Origin of the sequence: Olleya marilimosa CAM030 (assembly GCF_000518485.1) — a bacterium.
GTDB classification, from domain to species: domain Bacteria; phylum Bacteroidota; class Bacteroidia; order Flavobacteriales; family Flavobacteriaceae; genus Olleya; species Olleya marilimosa.
The window spans coordinates 111,382-130,881 of record NZ_JADR01000001.1 but is presented as its reverse complement, the minus strand read 5'-3'; the positions used below and the strand labels follow the sequence as shown (position 1 = coordinate 130,881).

Below are 19,500 nucleotides of genomic sequence, written 5' to 3'. Positions count from 1 at the left end.
GACTTTTTAGTCAGGTTGTTTGAAAAATTTTGTCCCTGCGGGACGAATTTGAGAAGCAAGAGGGTAACACGCCAAGGCGATGTTAACGGTTGATTTTTAGTTGTAATTATTTGAAAAACAAATAATTACTGTTTAAAGGGTTTAAGAAAATAATAAAATTTTACAGTAAATCCTTTTGAAACCCTTATAAAACGGCAATTTTTTACAGTAAATGAGTTCAAATCATCAAAAGAAATACAGTTTTTCTGCCATTAGTATTAAACCTAATGTGGCAACTCGTTTTCGGAAATTTTCCAAAAGAATTTCACGTTCGCACACCGATACGCTGGAAACAATGATGAACTTTTTTGATTTGAACGAGCTATCCCCAAATGAATCTTTGGGTCCGAATATGCAGACCTTGGAGAATAGTCTCAAAAAACGAATCAATGCCCTTGTAGCCATTATTAGAGATATTGAAAAAAACCAGACCAAGCCCACCAATGCAATGTTGGAATTGCTTTTTCAAGAAAACCCAAATGAGAAAGAGTTACAAGAAGAACCATTTGAATTTGAACAACAAGAATTGATTACCGAAAACGAAGAACTAAATCATTACCGAAATCGTTACGAAGAAGTTCAGCAACAATTTCATTCCGTAAAATATGATTTGGAAAAAATCATCAATAAGACCACTTATGTAAAAAGCAGTTTTGGAGGTGGCTATTTAAAACTGGAACTGACCAAAGATGAATTTGAAAACATTAAACAAAAAATATAAAATGTATATCACGGTAACCAAACAGACATTAGACGGTAATTATGCACAGAGCGTTTCCGATTTTGTCGCGTATCTCGAAAAAGAGAATGAAGGAAAATCCATTGATGAGATGGAACATTTTTTTAACCAATATGGCGAAGAAATATCAGGTAAGGAAGTCATTAAAGAAATTGACGGAAATACGGCTAAACTCAAAAAGACCGAACCAAAGTTTTATTCCATTACAGTCAATCCGAGTGCTTATGAATTGAAGCGATTGCAAAATCATTCCGAGGAACTGAAAAAGTACACCCGAGAATTGATGAAAGAGTACGCTAAATCTTTTAATCGGGAAATAAACGGACGAGCTGTAACCGTAGATGACATTAAATATTACGCGAAGATTGAACATCAACGTACCTATAGAGGAACGGACAAGAAAATTCAGGAGAACCAACCTTATGCCACCAAGATACTTCAAATTAAGAACGATATCCGGAAAATTAAAAGTGGCGAATTAGAAGGCAACATCAAAAAATTACAGCAAACGATGTCCCGATTGGAAAAAGAAGCACCACATCAACAAGATGGAAAACGCATTGTTAGAGGGATGCCTAAAGAAGGCTCTCAAAGCCATATCCATATTATTGTGAGCAGAAAGGATATGTCCAATAAATACAGTTTGTCCCCTGGTAGCAAGTACAAAGCTTCGGAAACCGTTTTTAATGGCAAACCTGTAAAACGTGGTTTTGATAGGGACAAATTCTTTAAGGCTTCTGAAAAAACGTTTGACACTCTATTTCAATACAAACGAAACTATGTTGAAACTTATAAGGCACGTAAAACATTCCTGAAAAATCCAAAGTTGTATTTCTCAATTCTTTCGGGATTGCCAACCAATGAAAAGGCAACTGCCTATAAAATACTTGCCAAATCTGGTGTACCCATAATGAATATTCCAACAAACAAAGTACAGTTGGCATTAAAGATAATCAACAAGTTTAAAAAAGGGATTGACCGAGCAATACAGTCGGGTTCTATTGGGATATGAGTATGTCAATACCACATATCATCCTTTTTATTGTTGTTCCGGTATTGTTTGTCAGTACAGTTTTATATGTGTTTCTTCATCAAGAAGAGCCCAAAAACGGAGATAAGAAATATCAGGTACGCTTTAAACTTCGTCGTGGAAAATTTCAAATCGAAAATATCAAGCGAGGTGCATCGATTATTGGCTCTGCGGGAAGCGGTAAAACAGAAAGTGTTATCTATAATTTTTTACAGCATTTTAGTACCCATCAATTTTGTGGTATCATACACGATTACAAGGATTTTGAACTTACCGAAATTGCCTACCCATTATTTAAAGAAAAGGATATTAAATTCTATACCATAGCTTTTGACCAAATCCATTATTGTGTAAACCCAATTACCCCAAGATATTTGCCCAATGAGGAAAGTGTGAATGAATTATCCAAGGTACTCATTGAAAATCTTTTGGAGTTCAACGAATCCAGTACAAACAGTACCACAAAATTCTTCAGTGATGCTGTTGAAGGTTTGATGGGTGGAATGATTTGGAAACTAAAAACGTCCTATCCTCAATATTGCACCCTGCCCCATTTGATTGCTATTTTTCAATCGATGACTACCAAACAGTTGGTTACTTTTGTGAGCTCAAATATCACTTCCCGAAGTATGGCAAGTGCTTTTATCAACGGAATGGATTCTGACAAACAAACGGCAGGTGTGAAAAGCACATTGGCCAATGCCTTTAAAAAGATAGGTTCACAACAGTTGTTTATGGCTTTGTCAAAAGATGAAGTACCATTGAATATCAACAGCAAGGACAATCCTGCTGTTATCTGCATCGTGAACCATCCCAAATATGAATCAGCTTACTCGCCTATCATCGCTGCAATTATGCACACAGTCATCAAGCAAATGAGCGTGAGAGGTCAACAGTCGTCATTTTTAATGATGGAAGAAGCCCCAACCATAAAGCTGCTTAATATGCACCGCATTCCCGCAACTTTAAGAAGCTATGATATTGCCACAATTTACGTGATGCAGGATAAAATTCAGAATGATATGCTATATGGAGACAAAGCGAGTAAGGCTATTTTGAGCAATCTTTCCTATCAGTTTTTCGGCAAAGTTAATGACCCAGATACTGCAAAATATTATGAGCGTTTCTTTGAGATTGTTCGTAAGGAAACCACAAGTATAAATCGTGGACACAATCTAAATTTTGATACGAGAATTACCACAGGCGAAAAAGAAGTTTCTAAACGTAGAGCAGATGTTTTTTTCCGTTTGAAACAAGGCGAGTTTATAACTTTTGCTGATGGCAAAGATAAAAGAGTTCAATTTAAACTACAAACGATTAAAAGAGAAATACCAAATCCTCATCAACATTTTACAACCGATGAATTAAAGCTCAATTTTGAACGGATTTATAGAGAGGCAAAATCTATATTTAAGGTTAACTAAAATTAGTAAATAAAGAACAACCATAGTTTTTGCACAACCTGTGCATCGATTAATTTGTATCTTTGTGAAACTTTATGAAAATATTCTTTTCCATATCAATGTCTATTTTATTCTTTTTTCAGGGAATCAGCATAGATATGGACTTTTGTGGACCAATTAAAGAAATTTCAAGTATTATTACCCATTATCAGGACCATAAAGTTTATGGCGACTCTTTCCTTGAATATGTAGTTGAAGATTACATTGACAAAGATGCAAAAAATGAAGGGCATCATCATAACCCAGATAAGGAGAATACACCAATCCATTCTCATCAGCAATGTTGTCACCCTTTAGTGTTAATGATTGAGAACAACAATTTGGCTTTAATTAATCAATTAAAGTTTGAAGGAAAAAAACAGGTTAACTTACATAAAGTAAACTTCTCTTCCAGATATTTGGAATCGCTTTTCCAACCCCCTAAAGTATAATTCAGTTTTTTTTAAGGATAGCTATATCCTAACGTGATGCTTCTCAAGATAGGCATTGCTATATAAATGCGTTGCACCTATTCGCATCGTAAGTTTTAAACTGAATTAATACATTTTCTATGATTAACAAAATCATTTCATTTTCCATCAATAATAAATTTATTATTGGCTTATTTATAGTGGCATTGGTTGGTACGGGCATTTGGTCTATGGCTACTATAAACTTGGGTTCTGTACCCGACATAACAAACAACCAAGTACAGGTAATAACCGTGGCCCCTAACTTGGGGACAGAAGATATAGAACAATTTGTTACCTACCCTGTGGAATTGGCAATGGCAAATCTGCCAGACGTTATCGAACTGCGTTCGGTGTCCCGTTTTGGTCTTTCGGTGGTTACCATTGTCTTTAAGGATGAGGCTGGAACCTATCTGCCAAGGCAATTGGTACAGGAAAAATTGACCGAAGTTGCTGGAGAAATCCCTGAAGGTTTCGGCACACCTTTTATGGCACCCATAACAACAGGTCTGGGCGAAATTTTTCAATATACCTTAAAAGTAAAAGAAGGCTATGAAGACAAATATGACGCAATGGAGCTTCGTACCATCCAAGATTGGATTGTTAAACGCCAAATGGCACTAGTCCCCGGAGTCGTTGAGGTCAATGCCTTTGGAGGCTATGTAAAACAATACGAAGTTGCCATAAATCCTGATAAACTAAAAAGTTTTGGCATTACAATGAATCAGGTTTTTGAGGCCCTTAAAGTGAACAATGCCAATACTGGTGGAGCTTATATCGAAAAAAACCACCAAGCCAATTTTATCCGTGGCGAAGGGCTGGCACGAAGTATTGCCGATTTGGAAAACACGGTTGTAACCACACAAAATGGAAGCCCGGTTTTAATACGTGATGTCGCGGAAAAAGTAGGCTATGGTAATCAAGTGCGTTATGGTGCATTTACCCAAGATGGACACGAAACTGTTGGTGGACAAATTTTAATGCTGAAAGGCGAAAGCCCAGGCGACGTGATTGAAAATGTGGAAAAGCGTATTGTAGAAATTCAAAAATCCCTGCCGGAAGGTGTTTATATTGATGCTTTTTTAAGCCGAAGTGAACTTATTGAGGCAACCACAAGTACCGTTAAAAACAATCTAATAGAAGGAGCCCTAATCGTCATATTTGTTTTGGTCTTACTTTTGGGAAGCTTCCGTGGTGGCTTGATAGCAGCTTCGATAATCCCTTTATGTCTATTATTTGCATTTATTTTGATGAAACAATTTGGCATTTGGGCAAATTTAATGTCCTTGGGTGCGATCGATTTTGGAATTATTGTAGATGGAGCGGTGATTATCGTGGAAGGAGCGGTTTTCCACATTCATCAACGGATGAAAAAATCCACAACCGCCATCAACCAAGCTGAAATGGATGAAATCGCCTATGATTCTTCAAGTAAAATGATGAATTCTGCCTTCTTCGGTCAACTAATTGTTCTTATAGTTTTTACACCGATTCTTTTTTTGACCGGTGTGGAAGGGAAAATGTTCCGGCCAATGGCATTTACATTTGGTTTTGCCGTTTTAGGAGCGATTATCCTTTGTCTTACCTACGTGCCAATGATGTCATCATTATTTTTAAAACCTGCTAAAAATCAAAATAGTTGGTTCGCCAAGTTTGAAAACAAGATTGATAGGTTCAGTGATAAAATTATGGATGTTCTGAATCGTATCTATCTGCCTATATTAAATTTTGCACTTCGCTTTCGGGCAGGTGTGGTTATAGGCGCGGTTTCCTTGCTTTTGATTTCAGGATTTATTTTCAGCAATATGGGAGCAGAATTTGTCCCTAAATTTGATGAAGGCGATATTGCATTTCAAGCATTGATAAAACCGGGGAGCAGTCTTACAGAATCTATTGAGGCTTCAGAGAAACTTCAGAAGTTAATCAATGAGTTTCCGGAAGTAAAAACAGTAGTTTCTAGGATTGGTGTGGCCGAAATACCGACAGACCCGATGCCTATGGATATTGCCGATAGTTATATTATTCTTGAAAAAGATAAGAGTAAATGGACTTCCGCAGATAGTAAAGAAGAACTGATAGAAAAAATACAGGAAAAAATTTCAGTAGTTCCCGGCGTAAATTTCGTGTTTACCCAACCTGTAGAACTTCGTTTTAATGAATTGCTTACAGGGGTTCGTGAGGACGTGGCAATCAAACTGTACGGAGAAGATTTAGGCGTTTTGGCAGACAAGGTACAGGAAATCGCAGCGGTCATCAGAACCGTTCCCGGAGCGGCTGACCTCAATGTAGAAGCTACAAGCGGTTTGCCACAAATGACAGTGGTGTATAACCGGGCAAAAATGGCACAATACGGTGTAACCGTTGACAAGCTGAATGATTATGTAAGTGCTTCATTTTCTGGAGAACAGGCAGGAGTCATTTTTGAAGGGGAAAAACGATTCGATGTGGTCATTCGTTTGGCAGAGGAATATCGACAAGACATCAATAGCTTAAAAAACCTTTTCATAGACCTGCCAAACGGTGCACAAGTACCTTTAAAGGAGGTTGCAGATATCAGCTATAAGCCAGGTCCGATGCAGATTTCAAGGGACAATACCTCCCGTCGTATTTCGGTAGGGGTCAATGTTCGTGGGCGCGATGTAAAATCGATGGTCGAGGAAATTCAACAAAAATTGGAAACGGACGTGAAACTGCCACCAGGTTATTTTGTAACCTACGGAGGTTCTTTCGAAAACCTTCAACGTGCTTCAGACCGATTGATGATTGTAGTTCCAATCGTTCTATTAACAATATTTGTTCTGCTTTACTTTGCTTTAAATTCAGTTACACAGGCCTTGATGATCTATATGGCAGTGCCTTTGGCGACCATTGGTGGTGTTTTCGTTTTGTTGATTCGTGGAATGCCTTTCAGTATTTCTGCCGGAGTCGGGTTTATCGTGCTCTTCGGAGTTGCCGTATTAAACGGACTCATACTCATAAACAAATTCAATGAATTAAAAGACAGTGGAATGACAGATTTAAAAAAACGTATATACGAAGCAACGCACGAACGTTTACGTCCAATTTTATTAACAGCCATTACAACAATTATGGGTTTTATCCCAATGGCGATTTCTACCTCTGGTGGTGCAGAAGTACAGCGACCTTTGGCGACAGTAGTCATTGGAGGAATGCTTACGGCAACATTTCTGACCTTGGTGGTTATTCCTATTCTTTATTATTGGCTGGAATCCCGAAAAGAAAAGAAGGACAATGGTGGAGATGTAAGTTATATTAAAAAATCAACCAATATTGTAACCGTATTATTGATGGTTGGAGGTTTGATGGCTTCTGGTACTTCATTTGCCCAAGACACCAATCAAGATGGTACAATCCCAAAGACCTTGACCATTGATGAGGCTATTGCTATGGCTAAACAGAATTATCCATCACTTAAAGAGAGCCAAGCATTTATTGAACGGGAAAAGGCACTAAAGGGAACGAGTTTTGACCTTGGTAGCACTCAAGTTTTCACGGGCAAAGAAGAATATGGAAATAATCTTCCTGGAGTGCAGACAACCGTTGGTGTGCAACAGGGCAACATTGATTTGCTTTCCGGTTTTTCAAAATCGAAGTTTTACAAAGAGCGTATTGCCTTGGGAGAAAAGTTTTATGTGGCCAGTGAACAACAATTGGTGCGTAATGTGATGCAAGCGTATGACCAAATAAATTATTATAAGGCGCAGTTGCGCTTTGCAGACCAACTGGACAGTATTTATGCCAATTTTAAGACCGCTGCCCAACTTCGGTATGATACGGGAGAAACAGGCAAATTGGAATTTATTTCAGCCTCTTCCGAATTTCAACAGATTCAAGTATTAAGGCAACAAGCCTTTGATGATATTGAAATAGCCAAACGTGCCTTAAAACAATATTTGGGAACGGATGAATCCATTGAAACGATTAGTGAACCATACAAAACATTGGATTTTATGGCGACATTAGATTCCACTTCGGTAGCGAATAACCCAATGTTGCAATATGCCTTGCAAAATGCCGAAGTAAGTAAAGCAAACGTGGGCGTTGAGAAATCACAATTCCTACCGAAATTCAGCTTATCGTATGGCAGACAGGTTGTGGATGAAGTGTCAGGCTTCAACACCTATCAGGCAGGTATTAGCATTCCGTTATGGTTTTTTCCCCAGAAGTCGAGGGTCAAGGCAGCCAAGGCAGACGCAATGGTAGCAGAGAATCAATATTTGGAACAAAAGGCGGTCACGGAAAGTCGTGTGTCGCAATTGACCAAATCCCTTGAAAAAACAAAGAAGATTTTGCAATATTACGAAGAAGGCGCACTACTCTTGGCAGAAGAACAAATTACCACCGCACAATTGGCATCTAAAGAAGGCGAAATAGATTACGTCAATTACATCACGATTCTCAATAGTGCCATCCGCATTAAACAAAACCATTTACAATACATCAATCAGTTTAACCAGCAGACCATTGATATGCAATATCAATTGGGCAATTTATAACCTTAAAAAAAGAGAAATGAAGAATATACTATTAGTAAGTACCGTATTATTTACACTTATGTTTATGAGTTGTAATGATGCCCCAAAATCTGAACTTGGGCATAACGAAGCCGAAGGCGTATCAAAAACCAATGAAGCTGGAGAAGATGCACACGGCGAGGAAGGCCACAGTGAAGGAGAAGAAGAAGGTCACAGCGAGGAAGAAGGCGTTGTGGAACTCACAAAGCAACAGGCCGAAACCATAGGTTTGGAAATGAAACTTTTGGAGGAACGCAATTTAGGGAACAACATTAAGGTAACAGGAACGCTGGAACTTTTCCCACAGGACAAGGCGAACATAAGTCCTTTTGTTGGTGGAAATGTGAGTTCCATAAAAGTAATACCCGGAGATAACGTAAGCAAAGGACAGGTGTTGGCATATATAGAACACCCTGATATCATTGCAATGCAACAAGATTATCAGGAAAAAAATGATGAATTGGTCTTTTTGAAACAGGATTTTGAGCGCAAGCAGACTCTTTATGATAAAGGTGTTTCTTCTGGCAAGGAATTTCAAATGGCACAGTCAAAATTTCGTTCTACAACATCCAGCGTCAATGGTTTGCGGTCCCAATTGAGACTGTTGAGCATTAACCCGGACAAAGTGGCGGAAGGACAGATATATTCCGCTGTTCCCATTACCTCGCCTATAAGTGGGTATGTGGATGAAGTAATGATTAGCCTTGGCGATTACGTGGCACAACAATCCAAAATGTTCTCGATAAGCGACAACTCAAAAATTTATGTCAACTTCAAAGTATATGAGAAGGACATAAAGCAAATCAAGCAAGGGCAACAGATATATTTTTCCACGGCCTCTCGTCCAGATGAACTGCTTAAAGCAACCGTTCGGTCTGTTGGTAAAACCTTCAATACAGACCCAAAAGCTTTGGAAGTTCTGGCAGATATTGAAAACAAGGATAAAAACCTATTGCCGGGTATGTATGTGGAAGGGCGAATAGTGCAAGGCGAGAAAAAGGGTTTTGCCGTACCGGAAGCTGCCATTATAAAAGAAGGCGAGCAATCCTTTATTTTTATTTTGGATGAAGATGAAGAAATGGAAGCGGACAAAATGAAATTTAAAATGATACCCGTAACGGTTGGTATTACTGATTTAGGCTTTGTTGAAGTCAACCTGCCTGCCGAAGTTTCAAAGGATGCCAAAGTCGTGATAAACGGAGCTTATAACCTGTCTTCGGAAATGGTCAAGGGCGAACTGGAACACGGACATTAATTCAATAACAATCAAAGATTTTGATTCCGAGTTTGTTTATCGTCTTAATTAGTTAGTTAAAAATTAAAAAACAGGCTCGGTTCAAAATCGATTAAAAATTTAAAAATATGAAATGAGCTATAACAATGTGGATACCAACCACAATGTTGATTGGGGAATTACATATGACCATTAAAAAACAAATAAATATCAACAGATGAAAGAAATAAAAGCATTTATAAAACCAAACCGAATCCAAAGAGTCATTGAAGCACTTTCTGACAATGGATTTGAAAGTATGACCCTTTCACAAGCAGAAGGCACGGGCGCATTCAAGGCAAAAGGTGCAAGACCGTCGCTAGATTTTCACGTAACAGATAGTCCTGTGGTAAAATTGGAATTGGTCTGTCAAAATGAGGAAGCCCAAGCGGCCATTGAAACAATTATAGCCAACGCCAAAACCGACGGGCCTGGAGATGGTATTATTTATATAGCAAATATTGAAGATGCCTTTCAGATTAAAACAGGAGATTCCTTAAAACGGCACGACCTGTAAATCTCTTTTTAAACAAATGGAAAAAATAGTTCAATTTTTAGAAAGCAAAGGAATACGACCTACAGCTATGCGCCTTATGACATATAAGCGGTTGGCAGAGTTGAATGTGGCCATCAGCCTTGGCGACTTGGAAAAGGATTTTAAGGTCAGTGAAAGAAGTACCCTATTTAGGACTATGAAAGCGTTTGAAGAAAAAGGTATTGTGCATCAAATCGAGGATGGTACGGGAGTTATAAAATACGCCCTTTGCGAAGAAAATTGTGAATGCGAGGTCGGCAACGACCTTCATTTGCACTTTCATTGCAACAATTGTAATGAAACGGTCTGTTTAACAGAGCATAAAATCCCTCACATCAACTTACCTGATGGTTATATTACCGAGGATATCAACTTGGTGGTAAAGGGCATTTGCGAAAAATGCAGTGGCAATTAGGATTAAACGTTTGGTTTTTAAATTTAATTATCATTTATAAATAGTGAGTAATGATGTCAATCTATAAAAAAGAAGCTACTGTATATATGGTGGCAGAGAAAAAGCTGGATGCCAAGGATTATGAAAACTTGATACCAGTCTTAACAGAACATATAACTGCCCATCCGGAAGTTTTCTGGTACATCGAGATGGAAAATTTTGAAGGTTGGACAGCAGAGGCACATTGGAAGGGAATTGAATTAGACCTTCCGAATGAAAAGCATTTAAAGCGTGTTGCTTTGGTGGGTAGCGTTAAATGGCAGGAGCAATTTACCGAGGTATTGCTTCCTTTTTCAGAAGCTCATATAAAATTTTATAAGACCGAAGAAAAAGACGATGCCAAAGAGTGGATAAAATAAAAATAAAAAATGGAAAAACTACAACTAAAAATACCGGTCATCCTTCCGCAAGTTCCTAACGAAAAAGATTCTTGTGTTGAAAGGCTTATTCAAAAACTACAAGCTAAAGAGGGCATCGAAAAAGTGCACATTGCCGATGCAAACGGAGATGATGTGCCGCAGCTCTGTTTTCATTATGACCCAGATATCATTTCCATTGACCGCATTCAATCCCTCGCCGAAAGTACTGGTGCCGAGATTACCGAAAAATACGGGCATTTGCTCATTGAAGTTAAAGGAATCAGACACACAAGGCAGGCTCGTTCCATAGAGAAAAGCCTTTTGACAATCAATGGAGTTTTGGAAGTTTCCGTTTCAGGCTCTGGAATGGTACGACTTGAATTTGATAAAAAGCAAACGAATTTTGATGAAATAAGTAAACAAATTGAAAAAGAAGAGCTTCAGATTCAGCGGAGTTCTTCAAACGAAAATGATTACACCAAAGCATCCAAAAAACAGGAGCGTTCAAAGAAGGAAGATACTAAAGAACAAACTTCCACAGAGGGCGAGACCCACGATGAAGGAGAAGATCACGCCCACGGTGGTATTTTCGGTAAAAATACGGAGCTCATTTTTTCCATTATCTGTGGGGCACTTCTCGGAATAGGTTTCGGACTTTCCTATGTAGAATCCATCCCAGATTGGGTCAGTCTTACTTTATATATTGGTGCTTACTTTTTCGGTGGTTTCTTTACGGCCAAGGAAGCAGTACAGACCGTCGCCAAAGGCGGTTTTGAAATTGACTTCTTAATGCTTGTTGCAGCCATTGGGGCAGCCATTTTGGGAGAATGGGCAGAAGGTGCCTTGTTGCTGTTCCTGTTTAGTTTGGGTCACGCCCTTGAACATTATGCAATGGAAAAGGCCCGAAAGTCCATTGCGGCACTGGCAGATTTAGCACCAAAAACGGCATTGCTCAAAAAAGATGGCAAGACCGAAGAAGTTGGAATTGAGGAATTGAGTATTGGCGATATTATAGTGGTCAAGCCCAATAGTAAAATATCCGCAGATGGCGTCGTGGTCAATGGAAAAAGCAGCGTCAACCAGGCACCTATTACCGGGGAAAGTGTACCCGTGGACAAAATTCCCGTGGAAGATACGAGCAGGGACTATTCCGCAGATGATGATATAAATGATGAAAACCGCGTGTTCGCCGGAACTATCAACGGTAATAACACGCTGGAAATAAAGGTAATCAAAGAAGCCAAAGACTCTACGCTGTCCCGACTGGTCAAATTGGTCAACGAGGCACAGACCCAGAAATCCCCAACCCAACTGTTGACCGACAAGTTTGAAAAATACTTTGTACCATCCGTACTGATATTGGTGGGTATCCTACTCTTTGCCTTTTTGGTCATCGACGAGCCATTTAGTGCCAGCTTTTATAGGGCGATGGCGGTATTGGTCGCAGCAAGTCCCTGTGCATTGGCCATTTCAACACCAAGCGCCGTATTGAGCGGTGTGGCACGGGCAGCACGGGGCGGTGTACTTATTAAAGGTGGGCGACCTCTGGAAGACTTGGGCGAATTGACCGCCCTTGCTTTTGACAAAACAGGCACGCTTACCGAAGGAAAGCCTAAACTTACCCAAGTTGTTCCACTTGGGGATATAGAAGAAAATGAACTTATAAAAATAGCCGTAGCTGTTGAAAATTTGAGCGACCACCCTTTGGCAAAAGCCGTTGTAAGGGATGGAAAAGAACGTCTGGAAGGCACTTCAATACCCGATGCGACCGATTTGGAAGCTGTTCTTGGAAAAGGTATCAAAGCTTCTTTGGGCAAGGATAAAATCTATATTGGAAACCTTGACTTGTACGAAGACCTCGATGAAGCAAAACCACCCGAAGAAATATCGAATAAAGTAAAAGAACTTGAAGGTGGTGGAAATACCACAATGCTCATAAGAAGGAACAAAGAATATATCGGTATCATCGCCCTGATGGATACCCCACGGGAAGCGGCCAAGGAAACACTGAAAAAATTAAAGGAAATCGGCATCAAACGGATGATAATGCTAACCGGGGATAATCAAAAGGTTGCCGATGCCGTTGCTAAAGAAATTGGGTTGACCGATGCCTGGGGAAGCCTGTTGCCAGAGGAAAAGGTTGATGCCATTAAAAAATTAAAAGAACAGGAATCCAAAGTCGCAATGGTAGGCGACGGTGTGAACGATGCCCCTGCAATGGCAAACAGCACCGTAGGAATCGCAATGGGTGCTGCGGGCAGTGATGTAGCATTGGAAACAGCTGACATTGCCCTAATGGCCGATAAACTGGAAACCCTGCCCTTTGCCATAGGTTTGAGCAGGAAGGCAAAAACCATTATTAAGCAAAACCTTTGGGTAAGCCTTGGGGTTGTGGCACTTCTGATACCGGCTACCATTTTGAGTTGGGCAAATATAGGGGTTGCCGTTGCGTTTCACGAGGGGTCTACCTTGGTAGTCGTGGCCAATGCTCTGCGCCTTTTGGCTTATAAAAAAGATTAGAAAAATTGGGACATAGAAGAACCTGGTTTTTTGAAAGAATATTAAATGACAAAGACGGAAAAAACATTATTGGCTAAAGGGATTCGACCTACTAAAATGAGGTCGAAGATATACAAGTTCCTAAAAAGGAAACAAAGTGCCGTGTCCTTTTCCGATTTGAAAAAGGCCTTTGTTCAAAAGAGTGAAACCAATAAAACAGCAAACAGAACGACCTTTTATCGCAATCTCAAAATTTTTGAGGATAAAGGGTTGATTCATCAGATTACTGATGGTGTCGGAGTGGTAAAATATGCGATTTCTGATGAAAATGCCAGAGATAAATACGGTACAGATTTACATATGCACTTTCATTGTACCGAATGCAGAAAAACAATCTGTTTACCAAATAAAATATCGGAAGAAAGCCTGCCAGACGATTATGAAGTGAATGATGTAAATCTGGTATTGAAAGGAATATGTGAAAAATGCAGAAAAAAATAACAGGTGGGAGTTCCAGAACTCTGAACCCTTGCGCCCAATGGTCTGGTTCAGGTTTCTTCCACCTTCTTTAACTTAAAAAAAATGTGCAAATATGGAAAAATTTGATGTAACTATTATAGGATCTGGCCCGGGCGGGTATGTAAGTGCCATCCGTTGCGCCCAATTAGGTTTGAAAGTGGCCATTGTTGAAAGGTACAGCACGTTGGGCGGTACCTGCCTTAATGTGGGCTGTATTCCATCAAAAGCCTGGTTGGAAGCCTCTGAACATTATTACAAACTCAAACATCAATTTGAAAATTTTGGGATTGATGTAAAAGAAGCAAATGTCGATATCGTAAAAATGAACCAAAGGGTTCAGGACGTCGTAAAGGAAATCATCAATGGAGTTGACTATTTGATGAAAAAGAACAAAGTTACCGTATATGAAGGCCACGGCAGTATTAAGGACAAAAATACGATTGAAATTAAGGGTAAAGATAAAACGGTAACCATAGGAACCGATAAAATCATTATTGCCACCGGATCCAAACCCGCTTCGCTACCTAATATCAAAATCGACAAAAAGAGGATTATCTCTTCTACCGAAGCCCTTGCCTTAAAAGAAATCCCCAAACATTTAATGGTCGTTGGCGGCGGGGTTATCGGTGTTGAGATAGGTTCCGTTTTCGCCCGCTTGGGTTCAAAGGTTTCTATTGTAGAATATTTTGAAAGTCTCATAGCCAGTATGGATAGCTCTTTGGGACATCAATTGCACCGTTCCTTAAGAAAACAGGGTATCGAATTTTATTTGGAACACAAGGTCACGGAAGCAAGAACAATGGACGACAAAGTGGAATTGAAAGCGGAAAACCTTTCCAATAAAAAAGAAATGAGTTTAGAAGGCGATTTTTGTCTTATGGCCATTGGTCGTAACCCGTACACCGCCAATTTAGGACTTGAGAATATAGGAGTGGAAATCAATGAAAAAGGACAGATATCAGTAGACGAAAACCTTGAAACCAATGTCAAAGGGGTATATGCCATAGGAGACGTAATTCGGGGAGCAATGCTTGCCCATAAGGCCAGTGAAGAGGGTGTTTTTGTAGCCGAAAAAATTGTCGGCCAAAAGCCACATATCAATTATTCGCTGATACCCAACATTATTTACACCCAGCCAGAGGTTGCCGGAGTAGGCTTAACAGAAGAAGAACTAAAGAAGGACAATAGAAGTATAAAAACAGGCTCTTTTCCATTTAAGGCTAATGCACGAGCAAAAATTAGTATGGATACCGATGGTTTTATCAAGGTAATCGCAGATAAGCAGACCGATGAGATATTGGGGGTGCATATGATAGGCCCACGCATTGCAGACAGTTATACCGAAGCGGTGGTAGCTATGGAATTTAGGGCATCTGCCGAAGACATTGCAAGAATGTCACACGGGCATCCTACTTTTTCAGAGACTTTTAAGGAGGCGTGTCTGGCTGCTACCGATGATAGGGCATTGCATATATAATTTTTACAAAAACTGGCACAATAAAATTAAAAAGAATGAAGAAGCTTCAGCAATTGACCAAGGAAATTAATGAACTGACATTGAGAATTGAACAGGACTACCCCGAACTATACCAATATCTTGATGAAAACCCTATTACAATCCCTGATTGCGAAACGCCAAAGATTTCCGTCAGCTCGTTTGTGGAATATTTGGATAGCTTGAAGTCAATCTTGGAAAGATATATAGAATCACATAAATAAATGAAGCACTAATGGAAAATTTTAAAAAAAGGTTCAACAAGCTCCTGACCGATAAATTTGGAAGACATCCAAACTTGTTGAGACCAGAAGCAAATTTTAGTGAAGACCTCGGGGCGGATATTTTGGATATGGTGGAATTGATGCTGGAGTTTGAAAATGAGTTTAATATAGCCATTTCAGATGATGAAGCAGAAAAAATAACTACCCTAGGCGAAGCCGAGACATATATTAAAGAAAAAATTAAAAATAGTAGATCTTAACAAAAGTGGAGCAAACTTGAATATTTCAAATAGCAAGTAATCAAGTTTTAAATTAAATAACCCAGTAGCACATAATAATGAAGAAAAGCACTTTCATAATAAGTAAAATGGACTGTCCATCAGAAGAGCAGATGATTCGGATGAAATTAGAGACTTACACCCAAGTTAAATACTTGGATTTTGATATACCCAACAGAAAGTTGGAAGTGTACCATTTAGAAGCGATCGAAGAGATACGTTCATCAATTGCCGAATTAAAGTTCAATGAAACACTTCAGGGAACCGAAGAAGCCGAACCTCCTGTAATGGAAGACCAATCCAAACAAAAAAAGATTCTTTGGTGGGTCTTAGGAATCAATTTTGGCTTTTTCGTCATCGAAATGACCACGGGTTGGATTTCTTCTTCTATGGGTCTTATTGCAGATTCGTTGGATATGTTGGCAGACTCCATCGTGTATGCGTTGAGTCTTTTTGCGGTCGGCGGTGCTATTGCTAGAAAAAAGAAAGTGGCGAAATTCAGCGGATACTTTCAGATGGCCCTAGCGACACTTGGATTTATGGAAGTATTGAGAAGGTTTTTTACTGAAAGCGAAACACCTTTATTCCAATGGATGATCATTGTTTCCATATTTGCCTTACTTGGTAATCTTATTTCACTTTGGTTGATTAACAAAGCCAAAAGTAAGGAAGCGCATATGCAGGCGAGCGCAATTTTTACCTCCAACGATATTATAGTGAACGGAGGTGTCATTTTAGCCGGAACCTTGGTATATTTTTTAGATAGTAAATGGCCAGATTTGGTTATTGGCGCTATTGTTTTCACGTTTGTTATGCAGGGAGCGATTAAGATTTTAAAATTGTCCAAGTAATTTAAATGTGCGTTTTTGCAAAGCATAGAGTTACACCAAGACAAGTATGAAGAAAAGAAATACAATCTTATTGATTTTACTGTTGTTGGCTATAGACCAGGCAATAAAGATATATGTGAAGACCCATTTCTATTATGGAGAGGAATACTATGTATTTGGCCAGAATTGGTTTCGCTTACATTTCTTGGAAAACCCCGGGATGGCCTGGGGATTAAAGTTTGGTGAAGGATATCTAGCCAAGGTTGTTTTAATCTTATTCCGATTAGCCGCCATTGTTTGGGGAACTTTTTATATCAAAAAGATGATTAGCAAGGGATATGCCAAGATTTTTATAATCTGTGCAGCATTTATATACGCAGGTGCGCTGGGCAATTTGATTGATGGAGCTTTCTACGGGATTATTTTTGAAAAAAGCGATCCAGCGCTTCAGAACATTGCAAAAATATTCCCGTCAGGCGGTGGTTATTCTGGATTTTTAAATGGCAATGTAGTGGATATGTGGTTCTTTCCGATTATAGATACAAGGCTTCCGGATTGGTTACCGCAATGGGGAGGTAACAAATTTACGTTTTTTGACCCGGTATTCAATACTGCGGATGTTTGGATCAGTACGGGCGTGATTTCACTCCTGATTTTTCAAAATAAACGGCGTAAAGACCTAAAAATATCGAATAAGAAAAAGTCGAAATATATTGAAGGTAACGGAACAGTTTTAAACAACGATCAATAATGAACGTATTTAAATCAGTTTGAGGCTATTTCATTGGATTCGGGCAAATAATAATACAGAAATATGAAAAAGAAAAAATTAAACTTAAGGGATCTCAAGGTCGATGATAGCGGCAAAAAGGAAAATTCTATGAATAACAAAGTTTCATCACAGCTGAGCATTAGGGAATATATACCTTCCATATTCAGTTTTGTAATGCTGATAGCAGGCATCCTTTTTGACTATTTTGAAACATTTCTCCAATTTTCGGGCTGGATCCGCATCCTCTGGTACGTGGTTGCGTATATCCCAGTTGGATTTCCTGTAATAAAAGAGGGTTGGGAAAGTATTAAACAGGGGGATTTCTTTACCGAATTTTTTTTGATGTCCATTGCAACCTTAGGAGCTTTTGCCATTGGCGAATATCCTGAAGGCGTTGCGGTAATGCTTTTTTATGCCGTAGGCGAATTGTTCCAAAGTGCCGCCGTTAAAAGAGCCAAGAGAAGCATCAAGGCATTACTGGATGTAAGACCTAATGAAGCCTTGGTCTATAGGAACAACAATTATGTTTCTGTAAATCCCGAAACCGTTGCTATTGGCGAAAAAGTGCAAGTCCGTGTGGGCGAAAAAATCCCTTTGGATGGTATTTTATTGTCCGAAAAAGGCTCGTTCAATACCGCAGCATTAACGGGCGAAAGCAAACCTGACACCATTGCAAAAGGAGAAAAAGTATTTGCAGGAAGCATCAATCTGGATGGCGTTATTGAAATTGAAACGACCAAAGAATTTAAGGATAGTTCCATTGCAAGAATTCTTGATATGGTGCAAAACGCCACCGCACGGAAATCAAAAACCGAATTGTTCATTAGAAAGTTCGCAAGAATCTATACACCAATCGTTGTCTTTCTTGCGATTGGATTGACGTTTATACCCTACTTTTTTGTGGACGATTATGTCTTTAGCGATTGGTTGTATAGAGCCTTGATTTTCTTGGTTATTTCCTGTCCTTGTGCATTGGTTATCTCTATTCCGTTGGGTTATTTCGGTGGATTGGGAGCAGCTTCAAAAAATGGAATTCTCTTTAAGGGAGCTTCCTTTTTGGACGAAATGACAAAGGTAACTACGGTTGTAATGGACAAAACCGGAACCGTGACCAAAGGGGTTTTTAAAATCAAAAATGTCGTTGTAAACAATGGGTCATTGAGCGAAGCCGAAATGATGAAATACCTAATGGCGATGGAAGAACAATCCACTCATCCCATTGCCAAGGCAATTATGGAATATAAAGCCGATGGCGAAGATTTTCAGGCAACAGAAGTAACCGAAGTCGCAGGAAAAGGATTAAAGGGAATGGTCAATGGCAAAACTGTTTTAGTTGGGAATAAACCATTGATGATTTCAAATAATATCGAAGTTCCATCTGAAACCGACAACATTGTAGAATCCATTGTGATGGTTTCCATTGAAAGCAAATTTGCAGGCTATGTAATCATTGCAGACGAGTTAAAGGATGATGCACACGATGCCATTAAACAAATTCGGGAATCTGGTATTTCAAAAATCATAATGCTTTCGGGCGATAAGGATTCAATTACGCAACAAGTTGCCAAAGAAATGGGTGTAGATTGGGCAAAAGGCGGTTTGCTTCCAGAAGATAAATTGAAGGAAGTCGAAAAACTAATGTCCGAAAACGATAACAAAGTTGCGTTCATTGGCGATGGCATAAACGATGCGCCAGTTTTGGCAGTAAGTGATGTAGGTATTGCAATGGGTGGTTTAGGTAGCGATGTCGCCATTGAGACCGCAGATGTCATTATCCAAACAGACCAACCAAGTAAAATAGCTAGAGCCATAAAAATAGGACGTTCTACAAGACGCATCGTTTGGCAGAATATTGGGTTGGCCTTTGGTGTAAAAGCAGTGGTTTTGGTTTTGGGCGCAGGTGGTCTGGCAACGATGTGGGAAGCAGTTTTTGCCGATGTAGGCGTGGCCTTGTTAGCCATTCTGAATGCGGTTCGATTACAGAAGATGAATTGGAAATAGTATAAA

At 39.3% G+C, this 19,500-nt stretch carries 16 protein-coding genes; all 16 read left to right on the top strand.

The window, feature by feature from the left end; translation table 11 throughout:
* The first annotated feature begins 211 nt into the window (after positions 1–211).
* The 16 genes from M890_RS15625 to M890_RS0100570 all read left to right on the top strand — a co-directional run bounded on the left by M890_RS15625 (position 212) and on the right by M890_RS0100570 (position 19,494).
* On the top strand, positions 212–760 hold the full coding sequence (locus M890_RS15625; protein ID WP_036596993.1) for a BfmA/BtgA family mobilization protein: 549 nt from the start codon (positions 212–214) through the stop codon (positions 758–760).
* A 1-nt stretch (position 761) separates the two neighbouring features.
* The gene (mobB, locus tag M890_RS0100640) at positions 762–1,790 is read left to right on the top strand and encodes a MobB family relaxase (protein ID WP_028281657.1); all 1,029 of its coding nucleotides are present in this window, start codon (positions 762–764) and stop codon (positions 1,788–1,790) included.
* Positions 1,787–3,232 (top strand): type IV secretory system conjugative DNA transfer family protein, encoded by a 1,446-nt coding sequence (locus tag M890_RS0100635; RefSeq protein WP_028281656.1) that lies wholly within the window; start codon positions 1,787–1,789, stop codon positions 3,230–3,232. The genes mobB and M890_RS0100635 overlap by 4 nt, the downstream gene beginning before the upstream one ends.
* Before the next feature lie 74 nt (positions 3,233–3,306).
* Entirely contained in the window at positions 3,307–3,702 is a 396-nt protein-coding gene (locus M890_RS0100630) for a hypothetical protein (RefSeq protein ID WP_232219114.1), read from the top strand.
* Positions 3,703–3,821: 119 nt separating this feature from the next.
* A complete protein-coding gene (locus tag M890_RS0100625) occupies positions 3,822–8,237 on the top strand; it encodes a CusA/CzcA family heavy metal efflux RND transporter (protein ID WP_028281654.1) in 4,416 nt (1,471 codons plus the stop codon).
* Positions 8,238–8,253: 16 nt separating this feature from the next.
* Positions 8,254–9,510, top strand: coding sequence for an efflux RND transporter periplasmic adaptor subunit (locus M890_RS0100620; protein ID WP_026775393.1), 1,257 nt, complete (start codon positions 8,254–8,256; stop codon positions 9,508–9,510).
* 196 nt (positions 9,511–9,706) lie between these two features.
* Complete coding sequence (locus tag M890_RS0100615) at positions 9,707–10,045, top strand: P-II family nitrogen regulator (protein ID WP_026775392.1); 339 nt, start codon at positions 9,707–9,709, stop codon at positions 10,043–10,045.
* A gap of 16 nt (positions 10,046–10,061) precedes the next feature.
* On the top strand, positions 10,062–10,478 hold the full coding sequence (locus M890_RS0100610) for a Fur family transcriptional regulator (RefSeq protein WP_026775391.1): 417 nt from the start codon (positions 10,062–10,064) through the stop codon (positions 10,476–10,478).
* 50 nt (positions 10,479–10,528) lie between these two features.
* Positions 10,529–10,876, top strand: a complete 348-nt coding sequence (locus M890_RS0100605) for a SpoIIAA family protein (RefSeq protein WP_028281653.1) — start codon at positions 10,529–10,531, stop codon at positions 10,874–10,876.
* 9 nt (positions 10,877–10,885) lie between these two features.
* Positions 10,886–13,396, top strand: a complete 2,511-nt coding sequence (locus M890_RS0100600; RefSeq protein WP_028281652.1) for a heavy metal translocating P-type ATPase — start codon at positions 10,886–10,888, stop codon at positions 13,394–13,396.
* 45 nt (positions 13,397–13,441) lie between these two features.
* The gene (locus M890_RS0100595; RefSeq protein ID WP_028281651.1) at positions 13,442–13,876 is read left to right on the top strand and encodes a Fur family transcriptional regulator; all 435 of its coding nucleotides are present in this window, start codon (positions 13,442–13,444) and stop codon (positions 13,874–13,876) included.
* Positions 13,877–13,967: 91 nt separating this feature from the next.
* Positions 13,968–15,371, top strand: a complete 1,404-nt coding sequence (gene lpdA / locus M890_RS0100590; RefSeq protein WP_028281650.1) for a dihydrolipoyl dehydrogenase — start codon at positions 13,968–13,970, stop codon at positions 15,369–15,371.
* 253 nt (positions 15,372–15,624) lie between these two features.
* Positions 15,625–15,873 (top strand): acyl carrier protein, encoded by a 249-nt coding sequence (gene acpP, locus M890_RS0100585; RefSeq protein ID WP_051437416.1) that lies wholly within the window; start codon positions 15,625–15,627, stop codon positions 15,871–15,873.
* A 77-nt stretch (positions 15,874–15,950) separates the two neighbouring features.
* Positions 15,951–16,742 (top strand): cation efflux transmembrane domain-containing protein, encoded by a 792-nt coding sequence (locus tag M890_RS0100580; RefSeq protein ID WP_028281648.1) that lies wholly within the window; start codon positions 15,951–15,953, stop codon positions 16,740–16,742.
* A gap of 46 nt (positions 16,743–16,788) precedes the next feature.
* A complete protein-coding gene (locus M890_RS0100575; RefSeq protein WP_028281647.1) occupies positions 16,789–17,472 on the top strand; it encodes a lipoprotein signal peptidase in 684 nt (227 codons plus the stop codon).
* Between the two features lie 63 nt (positions 17,473–17,535).
* Complete coding sequence (locus tag M890_RS0100570) at positions 17,536–19,494, top strand: heavy metal translocating P-type ATPase (protein ID WP_028281646.1); 1,959 nt, start codon at positions 17,536–17,538, stop codon at positions 19,492–19,494.
* Positions 19,495–19,500 lie beyond the last annotated feature (6 nt).

Coding starts and splice junctions, on each gene's coding strand:
- M890_RS15625 (WP_036596993.1), top strand. CDS start 212: ATGAGTTCAAATCATCAAAAGAAATACAGTTTTTCTGCCATTAGTATT.
- mobB (WP_028281657.1), top strand. CDS start 762: ATGTATATCACGGTAACCAAACAGACATTAGACGGTAATTATGCACAG.
- M890_RS0100635 (WP_028281656.1), top strand. CDS start 1,787: ATGAGTATGTCAATACCACATATCATCCTTTTTATTGTTGTTCCGGTA.
- M890_RS0100630 (WP_232219114.1), top strand. CDS start 3,307: ATGAAAATATTCTTTTCCATATCAATGTCTATTTTATTCTTTTTTCAG.
- M890_RS0100625 (WP_028281654.1), top strand. CDS start 3,822: ATGATTAACAAAATCATTTCATTTTCCATCAATAATAAATTTATTATT.
- M890_RS0100620 (WP_026775393.1), top strand. CDS start 8,254: ATGAAGAATATACTATTAGTAAGTACCGTATTATTTACACTTATGTTT.
- M890_RS0100615 (WP_026775392.1), top strand. CDS start 9,707: ATGAAAGAAATAAAAGCATTTATAAAACCAAACCGAATCCAAAGAGTC.
- M890_RS0100610 (WP_026775391.1), top strand. CDS start 10,062: ATGGAAAAAATAGTTCAATTTTTAGAAAGCAAAGGAATACGACCTACA.
- M890_RS0100605 (WP_028281653.1), top strand. CDS start 10,529: ATGATGTCAATCTATAAAAAAGAAGCTACTGTATATATGGTGGCAGAG.
- M890_RS0100600 (WP_028281652.1), top strand. CDS start 10,886: ATGGAAAAACTACAACTAAAAATACCGGTCATCCTTCCGCAAGTTCCT.
- M890_RS0100595 (WP_028281651.1), top strand. CDS start 13,442: ATGACAAAGACGGAAAAAACATTATTGGCTAAAGGGATTCGACCTACT.
- lpdA (WP_028281650.1), top strand. CDS start 13,968: ATGGAAAAATTTGATGTAACTATTATAGGATCTGGCCCGGGCGGGTAT.
- acpP (WP_051437416.1), top strand. CDS start 15,625: ATGGAAAATTTTAAAAAAAGGTTCAACAAGCTCCTGACCGATAAATTT.
- M890_RS0100580 (WP_028281648.1), top strand. CDS start 15,951: ATGAAGAAAAGCACTTTCATAATAAGTAAAATGGACTGTCCATCAGAA.
- M890_RS0100575 (WP_028281647.1), top strand. CDS start 16,789: ATGAAGAAAAGAAATACAATCTTATTGATTTTACTGTTGTTGGCTATA.
- M890_RS0100570 (WP_028281646.1), top strand. CDS start 17,536: ATGAAAAAGAAAAAATTAAACTTAAGGGATCTCAAGGTCGATGATAGC.